Here is a 16,236-nt window from a genome sequence, read left to right on the forward strand (position 1 = left end):
GCAGGCCGCTGCTGCGCAAGGCAACCATCAGCACGAAGCCGACGAGGAACCAGGGGAGCAGCGGGACCCGGCCCGCGCTCGCGGGTGCGCCCACGCTGCGCACAGCGACCAGGTAGGTCGGGGCCAGCAGGGCGACCCGGCCGAGCTTGACCGTGGTGGCCACGGCCACCGCGCCGGGCCCGATGATCGAGGCGGCGGCCACCACCTGCGCGACCTCGTGGATGCTCGCCCCGGCCCAGATCGCGCCCTGCTCCTCGCTGAGCCCGAGCCCGGCCGCGGCCCAGGGCACCAGGACGATCATCGCGGTGCCGTAGATGGTCACCAGCGCCACCGAGTGGGCCACGTCCTTCTGCCGCGCTCCCACCGCGTCGGCCAGCGCCGCGATGGCTGCCGCCCCGCAGATCGAGAAGCCGGCGGCCAGCAGGGTCACCAGCCGCTGGTCGAGGCCCAGGCGGGTGCCCAGGGCTCGGGTAGCGGCGTAGGTGAGCACCACCGTCGCGACCACGACCAGCACGCCCGCGGCCCCGATCGCGGCCACGTCGCCCAGCGGGAGCCGCAGCCCGAGCAGCACGACGCCCAGGCGCAGCAGCAGCTTGGTCACCGCGGCATGGCCGACCAGCGCCCGCGCGTGGGCCAGGGGCGTGTTCGCCACGACCGTGCCCAGCGCCAGCGCGACCAGCAGCGCCCCCAGCAGGGGCACCAGCCCGCTCACCGCGACCGCCACGAGCGCGGCCGCGAGCGCCACGCCCAGCGGGGGCAGGCGGCGTACGAGGGTGGGCACGGGGCAAGTCTGGTGGGGGCCGGGGGCTCCCCGTCGCGCGGGCCCCTAGCCTGGGCGCGTGAGCGAGACGAAGGCGATCCACAGCACCGAGGTCGGCGACGCGGGGGACCGGGTGGTGTTCCTGCACGGCCTCTTCGGCCAGGGCCGCAACTTCACCCAGATCGCCAAGGCGATGACGCCCGACTTCCGCAGCCTGCTGGTCGACCTACCCAACCACGGCCGCTCGCAGTGGAGCGAGACCTTCTCGTACGCCGACACCGCCGACCGGGTCGCGGAGCACCTGGCCGACGGGTTCGCGGGCGACGGGCCGGTGCACCTGGTCGGGCACTCGATGGGCGGCAAGGTCGCGATGCTGCTGGCGCTGCGCCACCCGCACCTGGTCGAGCGGCTGGTCGTCGTCGACATCTCACCGGCCCCCAGCACCGGCGCCGGCGAGTTCGAGCACCTGCTCGGCAGCCTGGCCGGCCTCGAGCTGGAGGGGCTCACGCGTCGCAGCGACGCCGACGAGCAGCTGGCCGAGGCGATCCCCGACGAGCGGGTGCGGGGCTTCCTGCTGCAGAACCTGCGCTCCGGCAGCGACGGCTTCACCTGGCAGGCGAACCTGGGGCTGCTGCGCGAGGAGCTCGAGGCGATCGGCGACTTCCCCCACGTCGAGGAGACCTTCGACCACCCGGTGCTGTGGATGGCCGGGGAGCGCTCGGGCTACGTCACGGCCGATGCCGAGGAGGAGATGGAGCGGCTCTTCCCGCGCACGGTGCAGGTGACCATCAAGGGCGCCGGGCACTGGGTGCACTCGGAGAAGCCCGAGGCGTTCGTCTCGGCGCTGCGCACCTTCCTCGGCACCGGCCGCGACGACTGAGCCGTCCCCGGACGCACGACGGCCCCCGACGCAGTGCGTCGGGGGCCGTGCGGTTCACAGCTGGGTTCAGCGGCCGGTGCGCTCCCAGGTGCGCTGGTGCCACGGGACGAACGCCTCGAGGAACTCGGAGTCGAAGCGACGGAACAGGGTCATGATGGTGGTCATGCGCACCTCCTCAGGTGTGATCGGTGACTAGGTCAGAAGGCTCCACCAGGTGCCTTCATGTACCAGTGTGCGGCCCATAGCAGAGCAACCCAACCCGGCGAGCACATGATGTCGCTCACGTTGTGAAGAGGCGTCTTGCCCAGCCCCGTCAGTACTCTCCGGGCATGCCCTCGCGCGTCGACATCGTGACCTTCCACGACGACCCCCCGCCGCCCGGCGAGCAGCGCTACGTACCGGGTGCGGGCCCGTGGACCGGGGCCCGCGTCGACGAGCCCGACGAGCGCTGGGCGCAGTGGTACGACGTGCTGGCCGAGCGCGTGCGCGGGGCTCTCGGGTGGCGGGTGCTGGACCTGCAGCACATCGGTTCGACGTCGGTGCCGGGCCTGGCCGCGAAGCCGATCATCGACATCGACCTGGTGGTCGCCGACGCCGCCGACGAGGCGGCGTACCTGCCGGCGCTCGAGGCACGCGGCTTCGAGCTGCAGGTGCGCGAGCCGTGGTGGTTCGAGCACCGGGTGCTGCGCCACACCGACCCGCGCTGTCACCTGCACGTCTTCGGCCCCGAGGCGCCCGAGCCGGTCAAGCACCGGATCTTCCGCGACTGGCTGCGCGGCAACCCCGACGAGCGCGACCTGTACGCCGCCACCAAGCGGGAGGCGGCCGAGGCGGCGCGGGCCGCGGGGGAGCACTCGATGCAGTACAACGCTCGCAAGGAGAAGGTCGTGCGCGAGATCTACGCGCGTGCCTTCGCGGCCGCCGGCCTGGTCGACTGATGGCTGCGACGACGGGCGCCGGCCCGGCCTGGGAGGGCGCCCGCAACCTCGCCGACCTGGGCGGCCTCCCACTGCAGGGCGGCGGCCGCACGGCGTACGGCGTCGTGTGGCGCTCGGGGGCGCCCGACGACGTCAGCGCGCAGGGCTGGGCCGACGCCCGCGCCGCCGGGCTGCGCCGGATCGTCGACCTGCGCAACGCGGTGGAGCGCGAGCAGGAGGTCACCCCCGACGGCATCGAGGTGGTGCACGCCCCGACCGAGGACCCCGAGGACGAGGACTTCCTCGCCGAGTGCGGGCCCTGGCTCGACCACCCGCGTTCGTGGACGCCGAACCTGCGCCGCTACCCCGACAAGGTCGCGCACGCCGTGACGGCCGTGGGCGAGGCCGACGGGGGAGTGCTGCTGCACTGCGCCGGCGGTCGTGACCGCACCGGCATGATCGGCTCGATGCTGCTGGTCCTGGCCGGGGTCGGCGTCGAGGGCCTGCTGGTCAACTACGAGCGCGGCTTCCGCGGCGCAGCCGCCCACCGCGGGCACACGATGGCCTACGACGCGGCCACCGGGGCGTGGGCGCCCGAGCAGCCTGACGCCGATCGCGACCCGGGCGAGCTCGACCGGGCGGTCGAGGAGCGTCGCCCGGCGCTGCGCGAGTGGCACGCCACCTTCGACGTACGGGGCTACCTGGAGGAGGCGGGCGTGGACGCGCGATTGCTGCGCCGGCTGGGGGACCGGCTGCGGGGGAGTGAGCCGAGCAAGCAGCACTAGCCGGACGCTCGGACCGTGCGGATCACAGCGCGGACAGCCTCTCGCTCCACCCGCCGGGGACCGCCGGGTAGAGCGGCAGCGCCTCGGCGTGGTCGTCCAGCGGTCGCCACACCACCGGGACGACGCTGCCGTCGCTCTCGGTGAGGGTCGCGCCGGAGGGGGGCGGCAGCGGGTCGAGTCGGCCGGTGTGGACGAACACGATCTCGTGGCCCAGGTGGCCGTCGATGCGGAAGATGTTCTCGATGACGTCGACGAGCTCAAGATCGTCGACGTCCGCCCCGAGCTCCTCACGCACCTCGCGGACGACGGCATCGCGGTGTGTCTCGCCCAGCTCGACGCTGCCACCGATCAGGCGGTGGTAGCCCTCGGGGTGCTCGGCCGTGGGCGGGTTCAGGCTGACGGCGTGCGCAGTTCGCTCGGGGTTCGGGGCGAGCAGCATCGCCTTCACGCGGATGAAGGAACGATCGACGGTCACGCTGGGACGGTAGTGGTCGGCCTACGTCCGCCGATGGAACTCGACCTGGTTGCGCTCCACGACCCGGGTCTCGTAGGCCGGGTCGTGGGCGCGCCGGTGGTGGTGTCCGCACAGGAGTCGACCGCGGCCAAGGTCGGTCGTGCCGTCGTGGGACCAGAGGTCCTCGTGGTGGGAGTCGCACATGCCCGGTGGGGCGTCGCAGCCGACGGCGGTGCAGCAGCCGTCGCGCAGGATCATCGCCACCCGCTGGGGCCGGCTGAACAAGCGCCGGGACCGTCCGAGGTCGAGGACCTCGCTGGGCCCGCCCAGGACCGCGGGCAGCACGCCCGCCGTGCAGGCCAGGCGACGAGCCGTGCCGGCGGAGATCCGGGACCCCGTGTCGAGCGTGGCCGAGGCCAGCGCCCCGCCCAGGGTGGCGGTCGTCATGGTGACGACCACAGCGGCGTTGACCCCGCCGCTGCGGGGGAGCGCACGGGGGTCCAGCCGCTCGACCAGCTCGACGAACGCGCGGCCCCAGCGAGAGCGTGACGGCGTCGGTTCATCCGTGGCGGCTCGGTCGTCGCGGTGCGGGGAGCCGTAGGCGATCAGCACCTTCTGCAGCATCTCGGCGGCGAGCGTCGGGATGGTGAAGCTGCCGCGGGTGCGCCCGTCGCCCTGGTCGCGCATCCGGAAGGAGGCGGTGCGGTAGGCCTCGCGCTCCTCCTCGGCCAGCTTCTCGGCCTCCCAGGCCTCACCGACCTCGGGTGCGACGACGTCGAGGATGCGGCGGCCCAGGATGCGCAGCGCCTTGGCGTCGTGCACCAGCGCGAGCCGCACCAGCTCGACCTCCGCCTCCCGCCGCACGCTCGCCTCGAGGTCGTCGGGCAGCTCGTCGAGCGCGTGGGCGACGACCTGCGCCTGCTCGAGGTTCAGGTCGCCCGCGGCGAGGGCGCGCCGCAGCTCGTCGTACCGGCTCAGGGCCGCGGCGAAGCGTGTCTGTCGCACCGCGTCGCGCTTGGTCGCGGTGGTGGCGTTGGCCAGCCAGACCGCCACCGACGGAGCCGCCGAACGCTCGTGGACGGCCACCGTCTCGGCGTGCGAGAGGACCCGGGCCTGCAGCTCGGCGAAGCGTGACTGGGCCCGCGCGAGGTCGCCGAGGAGGTCTGCGGTGGTCGACTGGTCCAACGACCACGTGGCTGTCTGAGCAACCTCGTCCAAGGTCGAGTGCAGGCGCGCGACGGCCTCGGCGAGGGGGTGCCGGGTCGTCGTGCTCATGACTTCATCCAAGCAGGCAGCACCGACAGTCCAGCCTGGTCAGACCACCTCTCTCGAAACTTTTTTCGAGAGACGCTCCGGACGGCCCATCGGCCAGGGGAGTGGTCTCCTAGGGTGCATCCGTGGACGACATCTTCGGGCAGCGCTACCACGCGGTCCGCTTCGACTGGGGCCTGCCGGGTGCGCTCGCCACGGCTGCTGACGTGTGCGTCGTCGTCGACGTGCTGAGCTTCTCGACCTCGGTCACCATCGCCGTCGAGCGCGGCATGCAGGTGTTCCCGTTCGCGTGGAAGGACGAGCGAGCCGCGTCGTACGCCGCGCGGCTCGGCGCCGTGCTCGCCGTCGGCCGGCTCGAGGCGACGCACGAGGGATCCGTCCCGGCACCGTCGCTGTCACCGGACGGACTGATGGAGTGCGAGCCGGTGCCGAGGCTGGTGCTGCCCTCACCGAACGGGTCGACGATCTCAGCAGCGCTGCAGGCCTCGGGTGCCACCGTGCTGGCCGGGTGCCTGCGCAACGCCAGCGCGGTCGGTCGCCACCTTGCTCGCCACGTGGACGACGGTCGGTCGGTCGCGGTGATCGCTGCAGGGGAGCGCTGGCACCACGACGACTCGCTGCGCCCGGCCCTGGAGGACCACCTGGGCGCCGGCGCCGTGCTCAGCGCGCTCGTGCGCATTGGGCACGGTGCCGACCTGAGCCCCGAGGCCCGCGCCGCCGTGGCGCTGTGGGACGCGACCGCAGACCAGCTGCTGTCCACGCTGCACGCCTGCGTCGGCGGACGCGAGCTCGCCGCCAAGGGATTCAGCGCCGACGTCGACGTCGCCGGCGCGCTCGACACGTCCAACGTCGTCGCTGTGCTCGACAACGGCGCGTTCACGAAGGCTCGCCCGTGAACTCGTACTTCTCGCCGGCGACGACCCCTCTTGGCGACCTCGTTCCGATTCGCCGATAACTGACATTATGTCAACTACTGTGGATCTGGAGGGGCTGAGACTTACACCGTTGTCATGCTCGAACCCCTCTCCCGGCAGTCGACGTAGGGTCGGCGGATGACCGCCACCGACCGTGACCGTGACGACGACGGCCGGGCCAAGCAGGCCCGGCCGCGTGACGCCCTGGGACGACCGTTGCCGTACGACGCCGTCGGCGTCGAGCCGGTCTCCGAGGAACCGTTGCCGCCGCTGGAGACGTTGGACGCCGCCCGGGCGCTGCTCGACGACGGTCGCCCGTTCTCGGCCCACGAGGTGCTGGAGGCCCGCTGGAAGGACTGCCCGGAGCCCGAGCGGCCGCTGTGGCAGGGCCTGGCGCAGCTGTGCGTGGGCGTCACCCACGCCCGGCGCGGCAACCCCACCGGCGCCCAGCGCCTGCTCGACCGCGCCACCAGCCACCTGACGGCGTACGTCGGCACCGGCGGGCCGACGTACGGGCTCGACCTCGACGAGGTGCTCGGCCGGGCGCGCCACTGCGTGGAGACCGCCGTCCCCGAGTAGTCAGGCCGGCTCGATGTCGGCGTCCTCGGCACTTCTGTCCAGCACGCAGAACTCATTGCCCTCCGGGTCCCCAGCACCACCCAACCGCCGTCCTCCAGGCCGCGTCGGTCGTCCACGACGCTGGCACCCAGCGCGACGATCCGCTCGACCTCGGCGTCGACCGTCGACCGTCGTGCCGACCGGGCGCAGGCACAGGTGCAGTCGGTTCTTGACCGTCTTGGCCTCGGGCACCCGCAGGAACTCCAGCGACCGCCCGCCCGGGCCGATCAGCTCGGCGTCGTCGTCGCTCCAGACGCCCTCGGGGACGACGTGGAAGTCGTCGAGCACCTGCTCCCACCACCGCGCCTGCGCGATCGGGTCGTGGGCGTCGACGGAGATGTTGGCGACTCGAGAGGCCATGCGCAGGACCCTAGGCCGCCGCTCCCCCGCTGGCGAGCGAGTCGACGGTCAGAGCCGGGCCAGCCAGGCGTGCCCCGGCGCGGTCCGCTCGACGGCGTTGCGCAGCCAGTCCCGCTGCGCGACGGACAGCACCGGCAGGCACGCCTCGAGGTCGGGGTCGTCCTTCGGGCGGCCCAGCCGTGCCTTGTAGGAGAGCACGACCTCGGGCGCCAGGTAGCGGATGCCGTCGTCGCCGAGCCAGGTCACCTCGTCGACCTCGGCGTCCTCGCCGGGCAGGAACTTGTGGGTCCAGCGGCCGTCGCGGTCGGGGGTCAGCGGCACGTCGACCACCCACGGATCGGCCGCGCTCTCGCGCAGCCACAGCTGGCTGGCGGGGTCCTCGACGTCGGTCCACCGCTCCCCCAGCGGCCGCAGCACGCCACCGGCGTTGTTCCACACGTGCCACCGACCGCGCAGGTGCTCCACGAAGGCCGGCACGTCGCAGGCCAGGATCGAGACGTCGAGGTCCTCGTGCTCGCGCCGGTAGCCGGTCGCGGCTTCGACCGCCCAACCGCCGACCACCCACCACGGCCGGGCGAAGCCCTCCATCTGGGCGGCCATCTGCGGCGGCGTCAACGGCGCCCACTCGCCGTACAGCCGCAGGAACGCCTCGTCCTCCGCCTGCTCCGCGGGAGTGCGCAGGATCGGGACCCTCAGTGGGATGCCCACTCCCACCACAGCTGCGACAGGTCGCCCGCGGCCACGGCGGCCGGGTCGCCGAAGAGGTGCGCGCTGCCGACGTCGCCCCACCGGAAGAGCCCGCCGCTCATCCCGACCAGCAGCTGGCTCGCGGCGTACGCCGGCACGTCGGGCGCCGACTGCACGAACGACGGCCAGCCGCCCACGTGCACGCCGCTCCAGCGACCGCTCTCCTCGACCGCCTGCTCGAGCCCCTCCACGAGGTCCTCGCGCTTCTCGAGCAGCTCCTCCAGCGCCTCGAACGCCTCCGGGGCGCCTGCGACGTCGTCGGCGAGGTTCTCCCAGCCCAGCGGCAGCATCGGGATGGCGACGAACTCCAGCTCCGCCGGGTGCTGGGGGTCGGCGAGCGGGGAGTCGTCGCTGGTGAAGGCCGAGGTCGTCGAGGTCACCTCGACGGGCTGCGCGAGCGCGGCGGCGTCGTACCACCGGCACAGCAGCCCGCGCGTGCCGGCGGTGTCGTCGAAGGTCAGCCCGTGCATCGGGTCGTCGCGCACGAACATCTGCAGCAGCCCCTCGCGCGGGAAGCCGGGCAGGGCCGGCACGTCGGCGAAGGCCACCTGCAGCACGAAGTGCATCGGCCAGCCGTCGACGTCCTGGGGCCACTCCGCGTCGTCGGGCTGGAAGGGGTGCCCACCCACGTAGGAGCTCGTCACCTGGGGTGCCACCGTCGTACGCCGCCGCAGCAGGCCGCTGCGCTCCGCGTGCTCGCTCACGAGCCCGGCCGCAGCGGGCCGCACCAGTGAGCGCACCCCGGAATCGGGCGGTGCCGCCGCCACCAGCGCCCCGAGCGCCTCCTTGTAGCCCACCACCACTCCCCTCCCGCGCACGGTCCGATGCCGCACGGGCCGCCCAGCATCGCAGCGCCCGGTGCACCTGTCACTCATCCCTGCAGCGCGCTGCTCCTCTCGAGGTGACCTACGTCCCCCAGCGCCTCGACGCGCCGGTCGCCGGTCGTCGGGTCGAGCCGCAGCGTGCTGATGCTGCCCGGGGGCGTCACGAACCGCACCGGCCCGACAGCCTCGGGTGCCAACCCGAGGAACGCCGTCACCACGTACGTCGCCGCTCCCCCGTGGGTCACCAGGACCAGGTGCTCGGGCGCCGCGCCCAGGTGCTCGCGCAGCGAGTCGTGCACCCGCACGGCCACCTGCCACCGGGTCTCCGAGCCGGCCACCCCATCGTGGTGGTGCAGCGGGTCGTCGTCGGCCGTCGGGGGCCGCCACGCGCAGCTGCCCACCGGGCGGCCCTCCGCGGCGCCGTACGACTGCTCGCGCAGGCGCGGGTCGAGCCGCACGTCGACTCCCACGCCCAGCGCGGCCGCCACCAGCTCGGCCGCGCGGCGGCAGCGCACGAGGTCGGAGGAGACGACGTCCACCCGCGCCCCGGCGGCTCGCGCCGGCGCTAGACGTGCGGCCATTTCGGCCACCACCGCGCGGGCCTGCTGCTCGCCGCGCTCGGTGAGGTCGGCGTCGTACCAGCCTCCGACCAGCCCGTCGACGACGTGGGTCGCCTCCGGGTGCAACGTCGGCATCCGGACCTCCTGGGGGCGTCGGTCATCATCGTCACATGAGCAGCCCACCCGTCTACACCAACCGCACCGGCCGCCCGCCCGGGCGCTCCGTGCGGGCGCTGGGCGTGGTGCTGCCCGGCATCGCGCGGGTGCGGGCCCAGGCCGAGCCGTACGCCGACGCCTGGCTGGAGCGCACCCGCGCCGCGGCCGTCGCGCCGGGGCGTCGCTGGGTGGTGCTCGGCGACTCCATGTCGCAGGCGATCGGCGCCACCGGACCCGACCGCGGCTGGGTCGACCAGCTGCTCGGGCGGCTGGGCGACGCAGGAGACGACCTGCGGGTGGTCAACCTGTCGGCCACCGGCGCCCGCGTGCCCGACGTGCTCGACCAGCAACTGCCTGCCTGGGCGGCCCTGCCGCCCTCGCGCTCGCCGCTGCCCGACCTGGTCACCGTGATGATCGGCTCCAACGACCTCTTCAGCGGGGCCCGGCACCGCGCCCGCCTGCCGGGCGCGATGGCCGAGCTCGTGGCCCGCCTGCCCGCCGGCAGCGTCGTGACCACGCTCCCCCAGCCGCGCGCGGCGGCCCGGCAGGCCAACCGCCACCTCGACGAGGCGGCGCTGCGCGGGCACCTGCGGGTGGTCGACCTGCGCACCGACGGACCCTCGTCGTGGCGGGGCAGGCTGGCGGCCGACTTCTTCCACCCCAACGAGGCGGGGTACGCCGCCATCACCGACGCCTTCGAGCCGGTCGTGCGGTCGGCGCTACGGACCTCCGGCCGGCCGTCTACCTAAAGAATTGCTCAAGATGAGCACAAGATCGCCTCAAGACGGGACGATGGTGCCGTCCCGGTGACCTCCGGGACGGGCCGCACCCCTGGTCGGCACCCACGGCCCGACCCCCGAGGAACCCGATGTCCGCGCTGCCTTCCCGCCACCCCCTGGTGCACCGCACCACCTCGGCGCTCGTCTGCCTGGCCGTGGCCGGCCTGGGGATGCTGCTGCTGACGGACCCCGCCGACGCGGCCCGGGCACGCAAGGGCTCGTCGGCCGCCGTGGCCGCACCCCAGCCCACCGAGCGGCTGCTCGGCGTGGCCGTGCCCGGCGCCCCCACCGACCTGCAGGAGTACGAGGACCTCGCCGGCGCCCTGGGCCGTCGCCCCGAGCAGATCACCTTCTACGCCGCCTGGGCCACGGTCGCCGACTTCCCCGCCGCCGACGCCGCCAGGATCGCGTCGGCCGGGGCCGTCCCCGAGCTGACCTGGGAGCCCTGGGACCCGGCAGCCGGCACCACCCAGCCGGCGTACGCGCTCGACCGCATCGCCGCCGGCGACCACGACGCCTACCTCAAGCGCTGGGCCCGCCAGGTCCGCTCCTACGGCGGACCGCTCGTGGTCCGGATGGCGCACGAGATGAACGGCTCGTGGTACCCGTGGGCCGAGGGCGTCAACGGCAACCAGGCCGGCGACTACCGCGCCGCCTGGCGGCACGTCGTGCAGGTCTTCCGCGCGCAGCGGGTCACCAACGTCTCGTGGTTCTGGGCCCCCAACGTGCCGTACGAGGGCTCGGTGCCGCTGGCCGGGCTCTACCCCGGTGACGACGTCGTCGACCGCGTCGGCCTCGACGGCTACAACTGGGGCACCACCCAGTCGTGGTCGAGCTGGCAGAGCGCCGAGCAGGTCTTCGGGCCCGGTCTCGCCGAGATCGGCGCGTTCACCTCGCGCCCCTTCTACATCGGCGAGATCGGCAGCGCCGAGCACGGCGGCGACAAGGCCGCCTGGCTGCGCGACATGTGGGCCTGGCTCGACCGGACCCCGGCCGTCCGCGGCCTGACGTGGTTCCACTTCCACAAGGAGACCGACTGGCGGATCTGGAGCAGCCCCGGCTCGTTCGAGGCCTTCAAGGCGGGGTACGCCGCCTTCCGCTGAGCGCGACTGGCGGGTGGGCCGACCCCCTCTGCGGGTGGGTTGTCGCGCCGCGGCGGCGACGTACGTTCGTCGCCATGACCGACAGCAACCAGTCCCCCCTGACCGACGAGCAGATCACCGCGGTGCAGGGCGTCGTCGACCGCGTCAACAGCTACCAGGAGACCGCTCCCGAGGGCACCGTGGAGTCCCACCTGCGCGGCGGGCTCGGCGAGGCCGGCATCGAGCTCACCGACGACCAGGTCGCCGCGCTGACCCACGAGATCGAGGCCAACGGCTCGGCCGACGCGAGCCAGGTCCTGCGGTGAGCGACCGCCCCGACGCGGAGCACCAGCGCCCCGAGGGCACCAGCGACAAGACCGTCGAGGCGCTCGGCAAGATCTCTGAGGCGCTCGAGGCCATCGAGATCGCGCGGGGCCACCTCTACACCTTCCACCGCCTCTCCGGCACCGCCGACCTGACCCTGGGCCAGGGCGTCGAGCAGCTGCGCGAGGCCGGGCACGACGAGCTGGCCGACCTGATCGACCGCGAGCTCGTGGGCCGCAACGTGCTCGACGGACGTTGGACCTTCCAGGTCATGGAGGAGTACGACGACGGCTACTACGCCGACTTCAAGCGCCTGGAGAAGCAGGCCCGCGACGAGCTCGTGGGCGGTCGCCGGCACCTCTTCGAGGCCGAGATGAAGGAGGACCGTCGCACCCACGGACTCCCCCACCACACCGCTCGTCCCGGCGTCACCCCCGGCGAGGAGTGAGCCGCCCGGCGACCTAGGCTTCGAGCATGCCCGTGCCCACCCCGCACCTGCGCGTGGACCTCGAGCGGCTGCGCCACAACGTGCGGCGCGCGGCCGACCACGCCGCCGCTGCCCGGGTCAGCCTGCGACCGCACGTCAAGACCCACAAGAGCATCGAGATCGCCCGGCTCCAGCTCGTCTCCGGCGCGCGCGGCATCACCGTGGCGACCGTGGGCGAGGCCGAGGCGTTCGTGCGCCTGGGCTGCACCGACGTCTTCATCGCCTTCCCCGTCTGGGTCGACGACGACAAGGCCACCCGGCTGCGCGACCTCGCCGAGGTCGCGCGGGTCGCCATCGGCGTCGACTCGTTGTACGGCGCCGCCAACACCGGACGTCGTCTGGGCGGCAGCGGCATCGAGGTGATGGTCGAGATCGACTCGGGCCACCACCGCACCGGCATCGAGCCCGACAAGGCGGGCGTGGTGGCCCAGGCCGCCCGCCGGGCCGGCCTGACGGTGCGCGGCGTCTTCACCTTCCCCGGCCACGGCTACGCCCCCGGGGCGATGGCCGAAGTCGCCGCCGCCGAGGCCCTCTCGCTGCAGGCTGCCAAGGCCGCGGTCGAGGCGACCGGGCTCGAGGTGCACGTCGTCTCCGGCGGGTCGACGCCGACGCTGACCGCGAGCCTGTCGGGACCTCGGGTCTACCGGGACGACGACCCCACCGAGGTCGAGATGCGACCCGGCGTCTACGTCTTCGGCGACGCCCAGCAGTGGGAGCTCGGCACCTGCACCCCCGACGACATCGCGCTCACCGCCCGCGCCACCGTGGTCAGCCTCGCCGACGGCCGGATGGTCCTCGACTCCGGCAGCAAGGTCCTCGGCGCCGACCGGGCGTCGTACGCCAGCGGGTTCGGGCGGCTGCTGCACCGTCCCGAGGCGCGCATCGTCTCCCTCTCCGAGCACCACGCCGTCGTCGAGCCCGGCCCGGGCCGGCGCCCCCGGCTCGGCGACCAGGTCGACGTGGTGCCCAACCACGTCTGCGCGGCCGTCAACCTCGCCGACGAGCTGTGGGTCGAGGAGGCCGGAGGCCTGCGGCCCTGGCCGGTCACCGCCCGCGGACTCAACGCCTGAGCGGGCCCGCGCACCGGCGTCCAGGGCGCTCAGGAGCCGCTCAGGGGGCTCCCCTACGATGCACGCCATGCTGACCCGACCCCTCGCAACCGCGGCCGTCCTGGCCTGCGTCGGCGTCCTCGCCGCCTGCGGCTCCGAGAACGACGAGACCGCTTCCGACACCCCCACCGAGAGCAGCCAGAGCCCCGAGAGCAGCGGGTCGTCGGAGTCCGGCGACACCGGCTCCTTCTCGCCCTCGGCCGAGGGCGAGTGCTCCTACATGGAGGACGGGAACCCGGCCAAGGACGTCGAGCTGCCCCCCGCCGACCCGACGGTCGAGGGCGAGGTCGAGGTCACGATGGCCACCAGCATCGGCGACCTGAACGCCACGCTCGACGCCTCCAGCACCCCCTGCACCGTGGGCTCGTTCGTCTCCCTGGCCGAGCAGGGCTACTTCGCCGACACCACCTGCCACCGGCTCACCACGCAGGGCATCTTCGTGCTGCAGTGCGGTGACCCGACGGCCACCGGCACCGGTGGTCCCGGCTACACGATCCCCGACGAGCTGAGCGGCGAGGAGTCCTACCCCGCCGGCACCCTGGCGATGGCCAAGACGCCCTACCCCGACTCGGGCGGCTCGCAGTTCTTCATCGTCTACGAGGACACGCCGCTGCCGCCGCAGTACACCGTCTTCGGCACCGTGGACGCCGCGGGCATCGAGGCGGTCGCCGAGGCGGCGGAGGCCGGCTCCGACGACCGCAACGGTCCCGGCGACGGCTCGCCCAAGACCGCTGTGGACATCGAGGGCGTCACTGTCGGCTGAAGCTGTCAGGCCTCGTCGGCGCTGCGGTAGCGCACGTGGTCGCCCACGGTGATGGTGCGCCCCACCGTGCACAGCCGCTCCTCGACCTGGCGCAGCGTGCGCGGCACGACGGCCCGGGCCGCGTCGCCGGCCTCGCCCTCGGGGAACTCGACCTCGAAGGTCACCGTGATCCCGGTGAGCCGGCTGCCGTGCTCGTCGCGGACCTTGTGGCCCTCGACGTGGGCGCCGAAGGCGGTCGGCTCGGCCCGCTTGCCGGTGATCAGCGTGAGGTCGATCGCGCCGCACCCGGCCACCGCGGCGAGCAGCAGCTCCACCGGGCTGAAGTCGGGGTCGTCGCCCGAGCCGATGGGCAGCACCCCGCCGCGGCCATTGGTGGCCTTGAAGCGCTCGGGGCCGATCTTGACCAGGTCGACGCTGCGCAGGCTCGGGTCACTGGTCTGCTCGCCGGTCTCGGCGCTGGTGCCTGGGATGCTCGGGTTCATGGGTCCCAGCCTCGCACGACCGACACGCCCGGGAACCGCGCCGAGTTGAACCTGGGCGACGTGTCGGGTTGTGTGGAGGACTTCTGCACCCCATCCGAGGAAAGCGAGTCCACATGCTCACCCTCACCGAGAACGCCAGCCTCATCGTCAAGGAGATCGCCTCCCAGGACGGCCTCCCCGAGACCGCCGGCCTCCGGATCACCTCGGAGTCCGAGTCCGACCCCAGCTTCGCCGTCACGGCCGCCGACGCGGGCCAGCCCGGCGACCAGGTGGTCGAGCAGTCCGGCGCCACCGTCTACCTCGACGAGTCCGCCGCCACCATGCTCGAAGACAAGGTGCTCGACGCCGCCGTCGACCCCAGCGGCAAGGTCGAGTTCGCGCTGGGCCTGCAGCAGTAGGCCTCGCGCCCCACGACAACAGGAGCCCCGGACCGTCTCGGTCCGGGGCTCTTGACGTGCGTGGGAGGGGTCGCTCAGCGACCCAGCAGGCGTCGGGTACGCCGCTTGGGGCGGGCCTCGGCGGCCAGCTCGACGTTGCGCAGCAGTGCGTGCTCCTGGTCCGGGCGACGCCGTCCGGCGGCGATGCCGTTGGCCAGGTCCAGCTGCGTGCTCATGATTCTCATCCCTCTCGGCCCGTCTCGGGCCAGGTCTCGTGGTGCCGTCCCATGACCCTCGTGGTCATGAGTCATCGTCTTTGACGACGCTTACACTGTAGCGGTCGCTACACCTCGACCCCTCTTTACCGACGCTGTGATCTCAGGCACCCGGCACCGGCCTCCACGGGGGCCGTCGGGCACGCACCGGCGCACTGGCAGGATCGGGAGCATGAGCACCCCCACGCGACAGATCCAGCTGACCGCCCGCCCGCACGGGGAGCCGGTGCCCACCGACTTCCGCACCGTCGAGACCGAGCTGCCGGCGCCCGGCGCCGGCGAGGTCCTGGTGCGCAACACCTTCCTGTCCGTCGACCCCTACATGCGCGGGCGGATGAACGACACCAAGTCCTACGTCCCGCCCTACGCCCTCGACGCTCCCATGGAGGGCGGCGCCGTCGGCGAGGTCGTCGAGAGCAACGACGACTCCCTCTCCCCCGGCGACACCGTGCTGCACATGGCCGGCTGGCGCGAGCACGCCGTGCTGCCCGCCTCGGCCGCACGAAAGATCGACACCTCGTCGATCCCGGCCTCCGCCTACCTCGGGGTCCTCGGCATGCCTGGCCTGACGGCGTACGTCGGGCTGACCCGCGTCGCGGAGATGGAAGAGGGCGACGTCGTCTTCGTCTCCGGTGCGGCCGGTGCCGTCGGCTCGCTCGCGGGCCAGATGGCGCGCCACCTCGGCGCCTCGAAGGTGATCGGCTCGGCCGGCACCCCCGAGAAGGTGCGCTGGCTGACCGAGGAGCTCGGCTTCGACGCCGCCTTCGACTACCACGACGGCCCGGTCGGCAAGCAGCTGCGCGAGCACGGCCCGATCGACGTCTACTTCGACAACGTCGGCGGCGAGCACCTCGAGGCCGCGATCAGCAACCTCAACGACTTCGGCCGGGTCGCGGCCTGCGGCGCGATCGCCTCCTACAACGCCACCGAGGCACCCGCCGGGCCCCGCAACATGATGATGCTGGTGCAGAAGCGGCTCATGCTGCGCGGCTTCATCGTCAGCGACCACGCCGAGGCCGCCGGCGAGTTCTACCGCCGTGCCGGCCAGTGGGTCGCCGACGGCGACCTGGTGGCGCGCGAGACCGTGAGCGACGGGCTCGACAGCACCGTCGACGCCTTCCTCGGCCTGCTCTCGGGCCGCAACACCGGCAAGATGATCGTGCGCCTCTGACCGCCGACCAGTCACCTTTGCACCATCGACCGGTCGGTGAGGTCAGAGGAATGTCGCAACACCCTCTGACCTGGGGGTACGACCCATGCCTACTCCACCGATGCCTGCTGAGCAGGTCGATCTGATCCACTGCCTGCTTC

Annotated in this window: 22 protein-coding genes; 13 read left to right on the forward strand and 9 right to left on the reverse strand. The window is 73.2% G+C overall.

Annotated features, from left to right (window positions below; all coding sequences use genetic code 11):
• The coding region (locus QWJ41_RS19965) for a YeiH family protein (RefSeq protein ID WP_302710214.1) at window positions 1–781 on the reverse strand (781 nt) is incomplete at its 3' end.
• Window positions 782–839: 58 nt separating this feature from the next.
• Here QWJ41_RS19965 and QWJ41_RS19970 point away from each other — a divergent pair.
• The 3 genes from QWJ41_RS19970 to QWJ41_RS19980 all read left to right on the forward strand — a co-directional run bounded on the left by QWJ41_RS19970 (window position 840) and on the right by QWJ41_RS19980 (window position 3,342).
• A complete protein-coding gene (locus tag QWJ41_RS19970; RefSeq protein ID WP_302710215.1) occupies window positions 840–1,640 on the forward strand; it encodes an alpha/beta fold hydrolase in 801 nt (266 codons plus the stop codon).
• 329 nt (window positions 1,641–1,969) lie between these two features.
• Window positions 1,970–2,578, forward strand: a complete 609-nt coding sequence (locus tag QWJ41_RS19975; protein ID WP_302710216.1) for a GrpB family protein — start codon at window positions 1,970–1,972, stop codon at window positions 2,576–2,578.
• Entirely contained in the window at window positions 2,578–3,342 is a 765-nt protein-coding gene (locus tag QWJ41_RS19980) for a tyrosine-protein phosphatase (RefSeq protein WP_302710218.1), read from the forward strand. Before QWJ41_RS19975 ends, QWJ41_RS19980 begins: the two co-directional genes overlap by 1 nt.
• 22 nt (window positions 3,343–3,364) lie before the next feature.
• Here the strand turns inward: QWJ41_RS19980 and QWJ41_RS19985 are convergent, their stop codons facing one another.
• Together QWJ41_RS19985 and QWJ41_RS19990 are read right to left on the reverse strand one after the other, a co-directional pair.
• Window positions 3,365–3,817 (reverse strand): NUDIX hydrolase, encoded by a 453-nt coding sequence (locus tag QWJ41_RS19985; protein ID WP_302710219.1) that lies wholly within the window; start codon window positions 3,815–3,817, stop codon window positions 3,365–3,367.
• A gap of 21 nt (window positions 3,818–3,838) precedes the next feature.
• A complete protein-coding gene (locus tag QWJ41_RS19990) occupies window positions 3,839–5,071 on the reverse strand; it encodes an HNH endonuclease signature motif containing protein (protein ID WP_302710220.1) in 1,233 nt (410 codons plus the stop codon).
• Between the two features lie 122 nt (window positions 5,072–5,193).
• Between QWJ41_RS19990 and QWJ41_RS19995 the strand changes: the two genes are divergently transcribed.
• Window positions 5,194–5,964 (forward strand): 2-phosphosulfolactate phosphatase, encoded by a 771-nt coding sequence (locus QWJ41_RS19995; RefSeq protein WP_302710221.1) that lies wholly within the window; start codon window positions 5,194–5,196, stop codon window positions 5,962–5,964.
• 156 nt (window positions 5,965–6,120) lie between these two features.
• Complete coding sequence (locus QWJ41_RS20000; RefSeq protein WP_302710222.1) at window positions 6,121–6,561, forward strand: DUF309 domain-containing protein; 441 nt, start codon at window positions 6,121–6,123, stop codon at window positions 6,559–6,561.
• Here QWJ41_RS20000 and QWJ41_RS20005 read toward each other — a convergent pair whose 3' ends face one another.
• The 4 genes from QWJ41_RS20005 to QWJ41_RS20020 are packed head-to-tail and all read right to left on the reverse strand — an operon-like array spanning window position 6,562 to window position 9,226.
• The gene (locus tag QWJ41_RS20005) at window positions 6,562–6,960 is read right to left on the reverse strand and encodes a VOC family protein (protein ID WP_302710224.1); all 399 of its coding nucleotides are present in this window, start codon (window positions 6,958–6,960) and stop codon (window positions 6,562–6,564) included.
• 48 nt (window positions 6,961–7,008) lie between these two features.
• Window positions 7,009–7,668 carry a nucleotidyltransferase domain-containing protein gene (locus QWJ41_RS20010; RefSeq protein ID WP_302710226.1) on the reverse strand — a complete coding sequence of 220 codons (660 nt, stop codon included), beginning with the start codon at window positions 7,666–7,668 and terminating at the stop codon, window positions 7,009–7,011.
• Entirely contained in the window at window positions 7,653–8,540 is an 888-nt protein-coding gene (locus QWJ41_RS20015) for a DUF1963 domain-containing protein (protein WP_302710227.1), read from the reverse strand. The genes QWJ41_RS20010 and QWJ41_RS20015 overlap by 16 nt, the downstream gene beginning before the upstream one ends.
• Window positions 8,541–8,578: 38 nt before the next feature.
• Window positions 8,579–9,226 (reverse strand): histidine phosphatase family protein, encoded by a 648-nt coding sequence (locus QWJ41_RS20020; RefSeq protein ID WP_302710228.1) that lies wholly within the window; start codon window positions 9,224–9,226, stop codon window positions 8,579–8,581.
• 35 nt (window positions 9,227–9,261) lie between these two features.
• On the opposite strand from QWJ41_RS20020, the gene QWJ41_RS20025 reads away from it, so the two are divergent.
• The 6 genes from QWJ41_RS20025 (at window position 9,262) to QWJ41_RS20050 (ending at window position 13,791) form a co-directional block, all read left to right on the forward strand.
• The gene (locus tag QWJ41_RS20025) at window positions 9,262–9,996 is read left to right on the forward strand and encodes an SGNH/GDSL hydrolase family protein (RefSeq protein WP_302710230.1); all 735 of its coding nucleotides are present in this window, start codon (window positions 9,262–9,264) and stop codon (window positions 9,994–9,996) included.
• A 119-nt stretch (window positions 9,997–10,115) separates the two neighbouring features.
• Window positions 10,116–11,129, forward strand: a complete 1,014-nt coding sequence (locus tag QWJ41_RS20030; RefSeq protein ID WP_302710232.1) for a glycoside hydrolase family 26 protein — start codon at window positions 10,116–10,118, stop codon at window positions 11,127–11,129.
• Between the two features lie 74 nt (window positions 11,130–11,203).
• Complete coding sequence (locus tag QWJ41_RS20035) at window positions 11,204–11,434, forward strand: hypothetical protein (RefSeq protein ID WP_302710233.1); 231 nt, start codon at window positions 11,204–11,206, stop codon at window positions 11,432–11,434.
• The gene (locus QWJ41_RS20040; RefSeq protein ID WP_302710235.1) at window positions 11,431–11,880 is read left to right on the forward strand and encodes a hypothetical protein; all 450 of its coding nucleotides are present in this window, start codon (window positions 11,431–11,433) and stop codon (window positions 11,878–11,880) included. Before QWJ41_RS20035 ends, QWJ41_RS20040 begins: the two co-directional genes overlap by 4 nt.
• A 26-nt stretch (window positions 11,881–11,906) precedes the next feature.
• Window positions 11,907–12,989, forward strand: coding sequence for an alanine racemase (locus QWJ41_RS20045; RefSeq protein ID WP_302710236.1), 1,083 nt, complete (start codon window positions 11,907–11,909; stop codon window positions 12,987–12,989).
• Window positions 12,990–13,056: 67 nt separating this feature from the next.
• Window positions 13,057–13,791 (forward strand): peptidylprolyl isomerase, encoded by a 735-nt coding sequence (locus tag QWJ41_RS20050; protein ID WP_302710237.1) that lies wholly within the window; start codon window positions 13,057–13,059, stop codon window positions 13,789–13,791.
• A gap of 5 nt (window positions 13,792–13,796) precedes the next feature.
• Here the strand turns inward: QWJ41_RS20050 and QWJ41_RS20055 are convergent, their stop codons facing one another.
• On the reverse strand, window positions 13,797–14,273 hold the full coding sequence (locus QWJ41_RS20055) for an OsmC family protein (RefSeq protein ID WP_302710238.1): 477 nt from the start codon (window positions 14,271–14,273) through the stop codon (window positions 13,797–13,799).
• Window positions 14,274–14,386: 113 nt separating this feature from the next.
• Here QWJ41_RS20055 and QWJ41_RS20060 point away from each other — a divergent pair, with 113 nt between their 5' ends.
• Complete coding sequence (locus QWJ41_RS20060; protein WP_302710239.1) at window positions 14,387–14,671, forward strand: Fe-S cluster assembly protein HesB; 285 nt, start codon at window positions 14,387–14,389, stop codon at window positions 14,669–14,671.
• A 74-nt stretch (window positions 14,672–14,745) separates the two neighbouring features.
• On the opposite strand, the gene QWJ41_RS20065 is transcribed toward QWJ41_RS20060, so the two are convergent.
• On the reverse strand, window positions 14,746–14,886 hold the full coding sequence (locus QWJ41_RS20065) for a hypothetical protein (protein ID WP_302710240.1): 141 nt from the start codon (window positions 14,884–14,886) through the stop codon (window positions 14,746–14,748).
• Window positions 14,887–15,097: 211 nt separating this feature from the next.
• Here QWJ41_RS20065 and QWJ41_RS20070 point away from each other — a divergent pair, with 211 nt between their 5' ends.
• Entirely contained in the window at window positions 15,098–16,096 is a 999-nt protein-coding gene (locus QWJ41_RS20070; RefSeq protein WP_302710241.1) for an NADP-dependent oxidoreductase, read from the forward strand.
• Window positions 16,097–16,236: the final 140 nt, after the last annotated feature.

The organism is Nocardioides cremeus, from assembly GCF_030518195.1.
In the GTDB taxonomy this organism is placed as follows: domain Bacteria; phylum Actinomycetota; class Actinomycetes; order Propionibacteriales; family Nocardioidaceae; genus Nocardioides; species Nocardioides cremeus.

What these genes read in the sequence shown, in the direction of transcription:
- QWJ41_RS19975 (WP_302710216.1), top strand. Translation starts at nt 1,970, where the DNA reads ATGCCCTCGCGCGTCGACATCGTGACCTTCCACGACGACCCCCCGCCG.
- QWJ41_RS19980 (WP_302710218.1), top strand. Translation starts at nt 2,578, where the DNA reads ATGGCTGCGACGACGGGCGCCGGCCCGGCCTGGGAGGGCGCCCGCAAC.
- QWJ41_RS19990 (WP_302710220.1), bottom strand. Translation starts at nt 5,071, where the DNA reads ATGAGCACGACGACCCGGCACCCCCTCGCCGAGGCCGTCGCGCGCCTG.
- QWJ41_RS20000 (WP_302710222.1), top strand. Translation starts at nt 6,121, where the DNA reads ATGACCGCCACCGACCGTGACCGTGACGACGACGGCCGGGCCAAGCAG.
- QWJ41_RS20005 (WP_302710224.1), bottom strand. Translation starts at nt 6,960, where the DNA reads ATGGCCTCTCGAGTCGCCAACATCTCCGTCGACGCCCACGACCCGATC.
- QWJ41_RS20020 (WP_302710228.1), bottom strand. Translation starts at nt 9,226, where the DNA reads ATGCCGACGTTGCACCCGGAGGCGACCCACGTCGTCGACGGGCTGGTC.
- QWJ41_RS20025 (WP_302710230.1), top strand. Translation starts at nt 9,262, where the DNA reads ATGAGCAGCCCACCCGTCTACACCAACCGCACCGGCCGCCCGCCCGGG.
- QWJ41_RS20030 (WP_302710232.1), top strand. Translation starts at nt 10,116, where the DNA reads ATGTCCGCGCTGCCTTCCCGCCACCCCCTGGTGCACCGCACCACCTCG.
- QWJ41_RS20035 (WP_302710233.1), top strand. Translation starts at nt 11,204, where the DNA reads ATGACCGACAGCAACCAGTCCCCCCTGACCGACGAGCAGATCACCGCG.
- QWJ41_RS20045 (WP_302710236.1), top strand. Translation starts at nt 11,907, where the DNA reads ATGCCCGTGCCCACCCCGCACCTGCGCGTGGACCTCGAGCGGCTGCGC.
- QWJ41_RS20050 (WP_302710237.1), top strand. Translation starts at nt 13,057, where the DNA reads ATGCTGACCCGACCCCTCGCAACCGCGGCCGTCCTGGCCTGCGTCGGC.
- QWJ41_RS20055 (WP_302710238.1), bottom strand. Translation starts at nt 14,273, where the DNA reads ATGAACCCGAGCATCCCAGGCACCAGCGCCGAGACCGGCGAGCAGACC.
- QWJ41_RS20060 (WP_302710239.1), top strand. Translation starts at nt 14,387, where the DNA reads ATGCTCACCCTCACCGAGAACGCCAGCCTCATCGTCAAGGAGATCGCC.
- QWJ41_RS20065 (WP_302710240.1), bottom strand. Translation starts at nt 14,886, where the DNA reads ATGAGCACGCAGCTGGACCTGGCCAACGGCATCGCCGCCGGACGGCGT.
- QWJ41_RS20070 (WP_302710241.1), top strand. Translation starts at nt 15,098, where the DNA reads ATGAGCACCCCCACGCGACAGATCCAGCTGACCGCCCGCCCGCACGGG.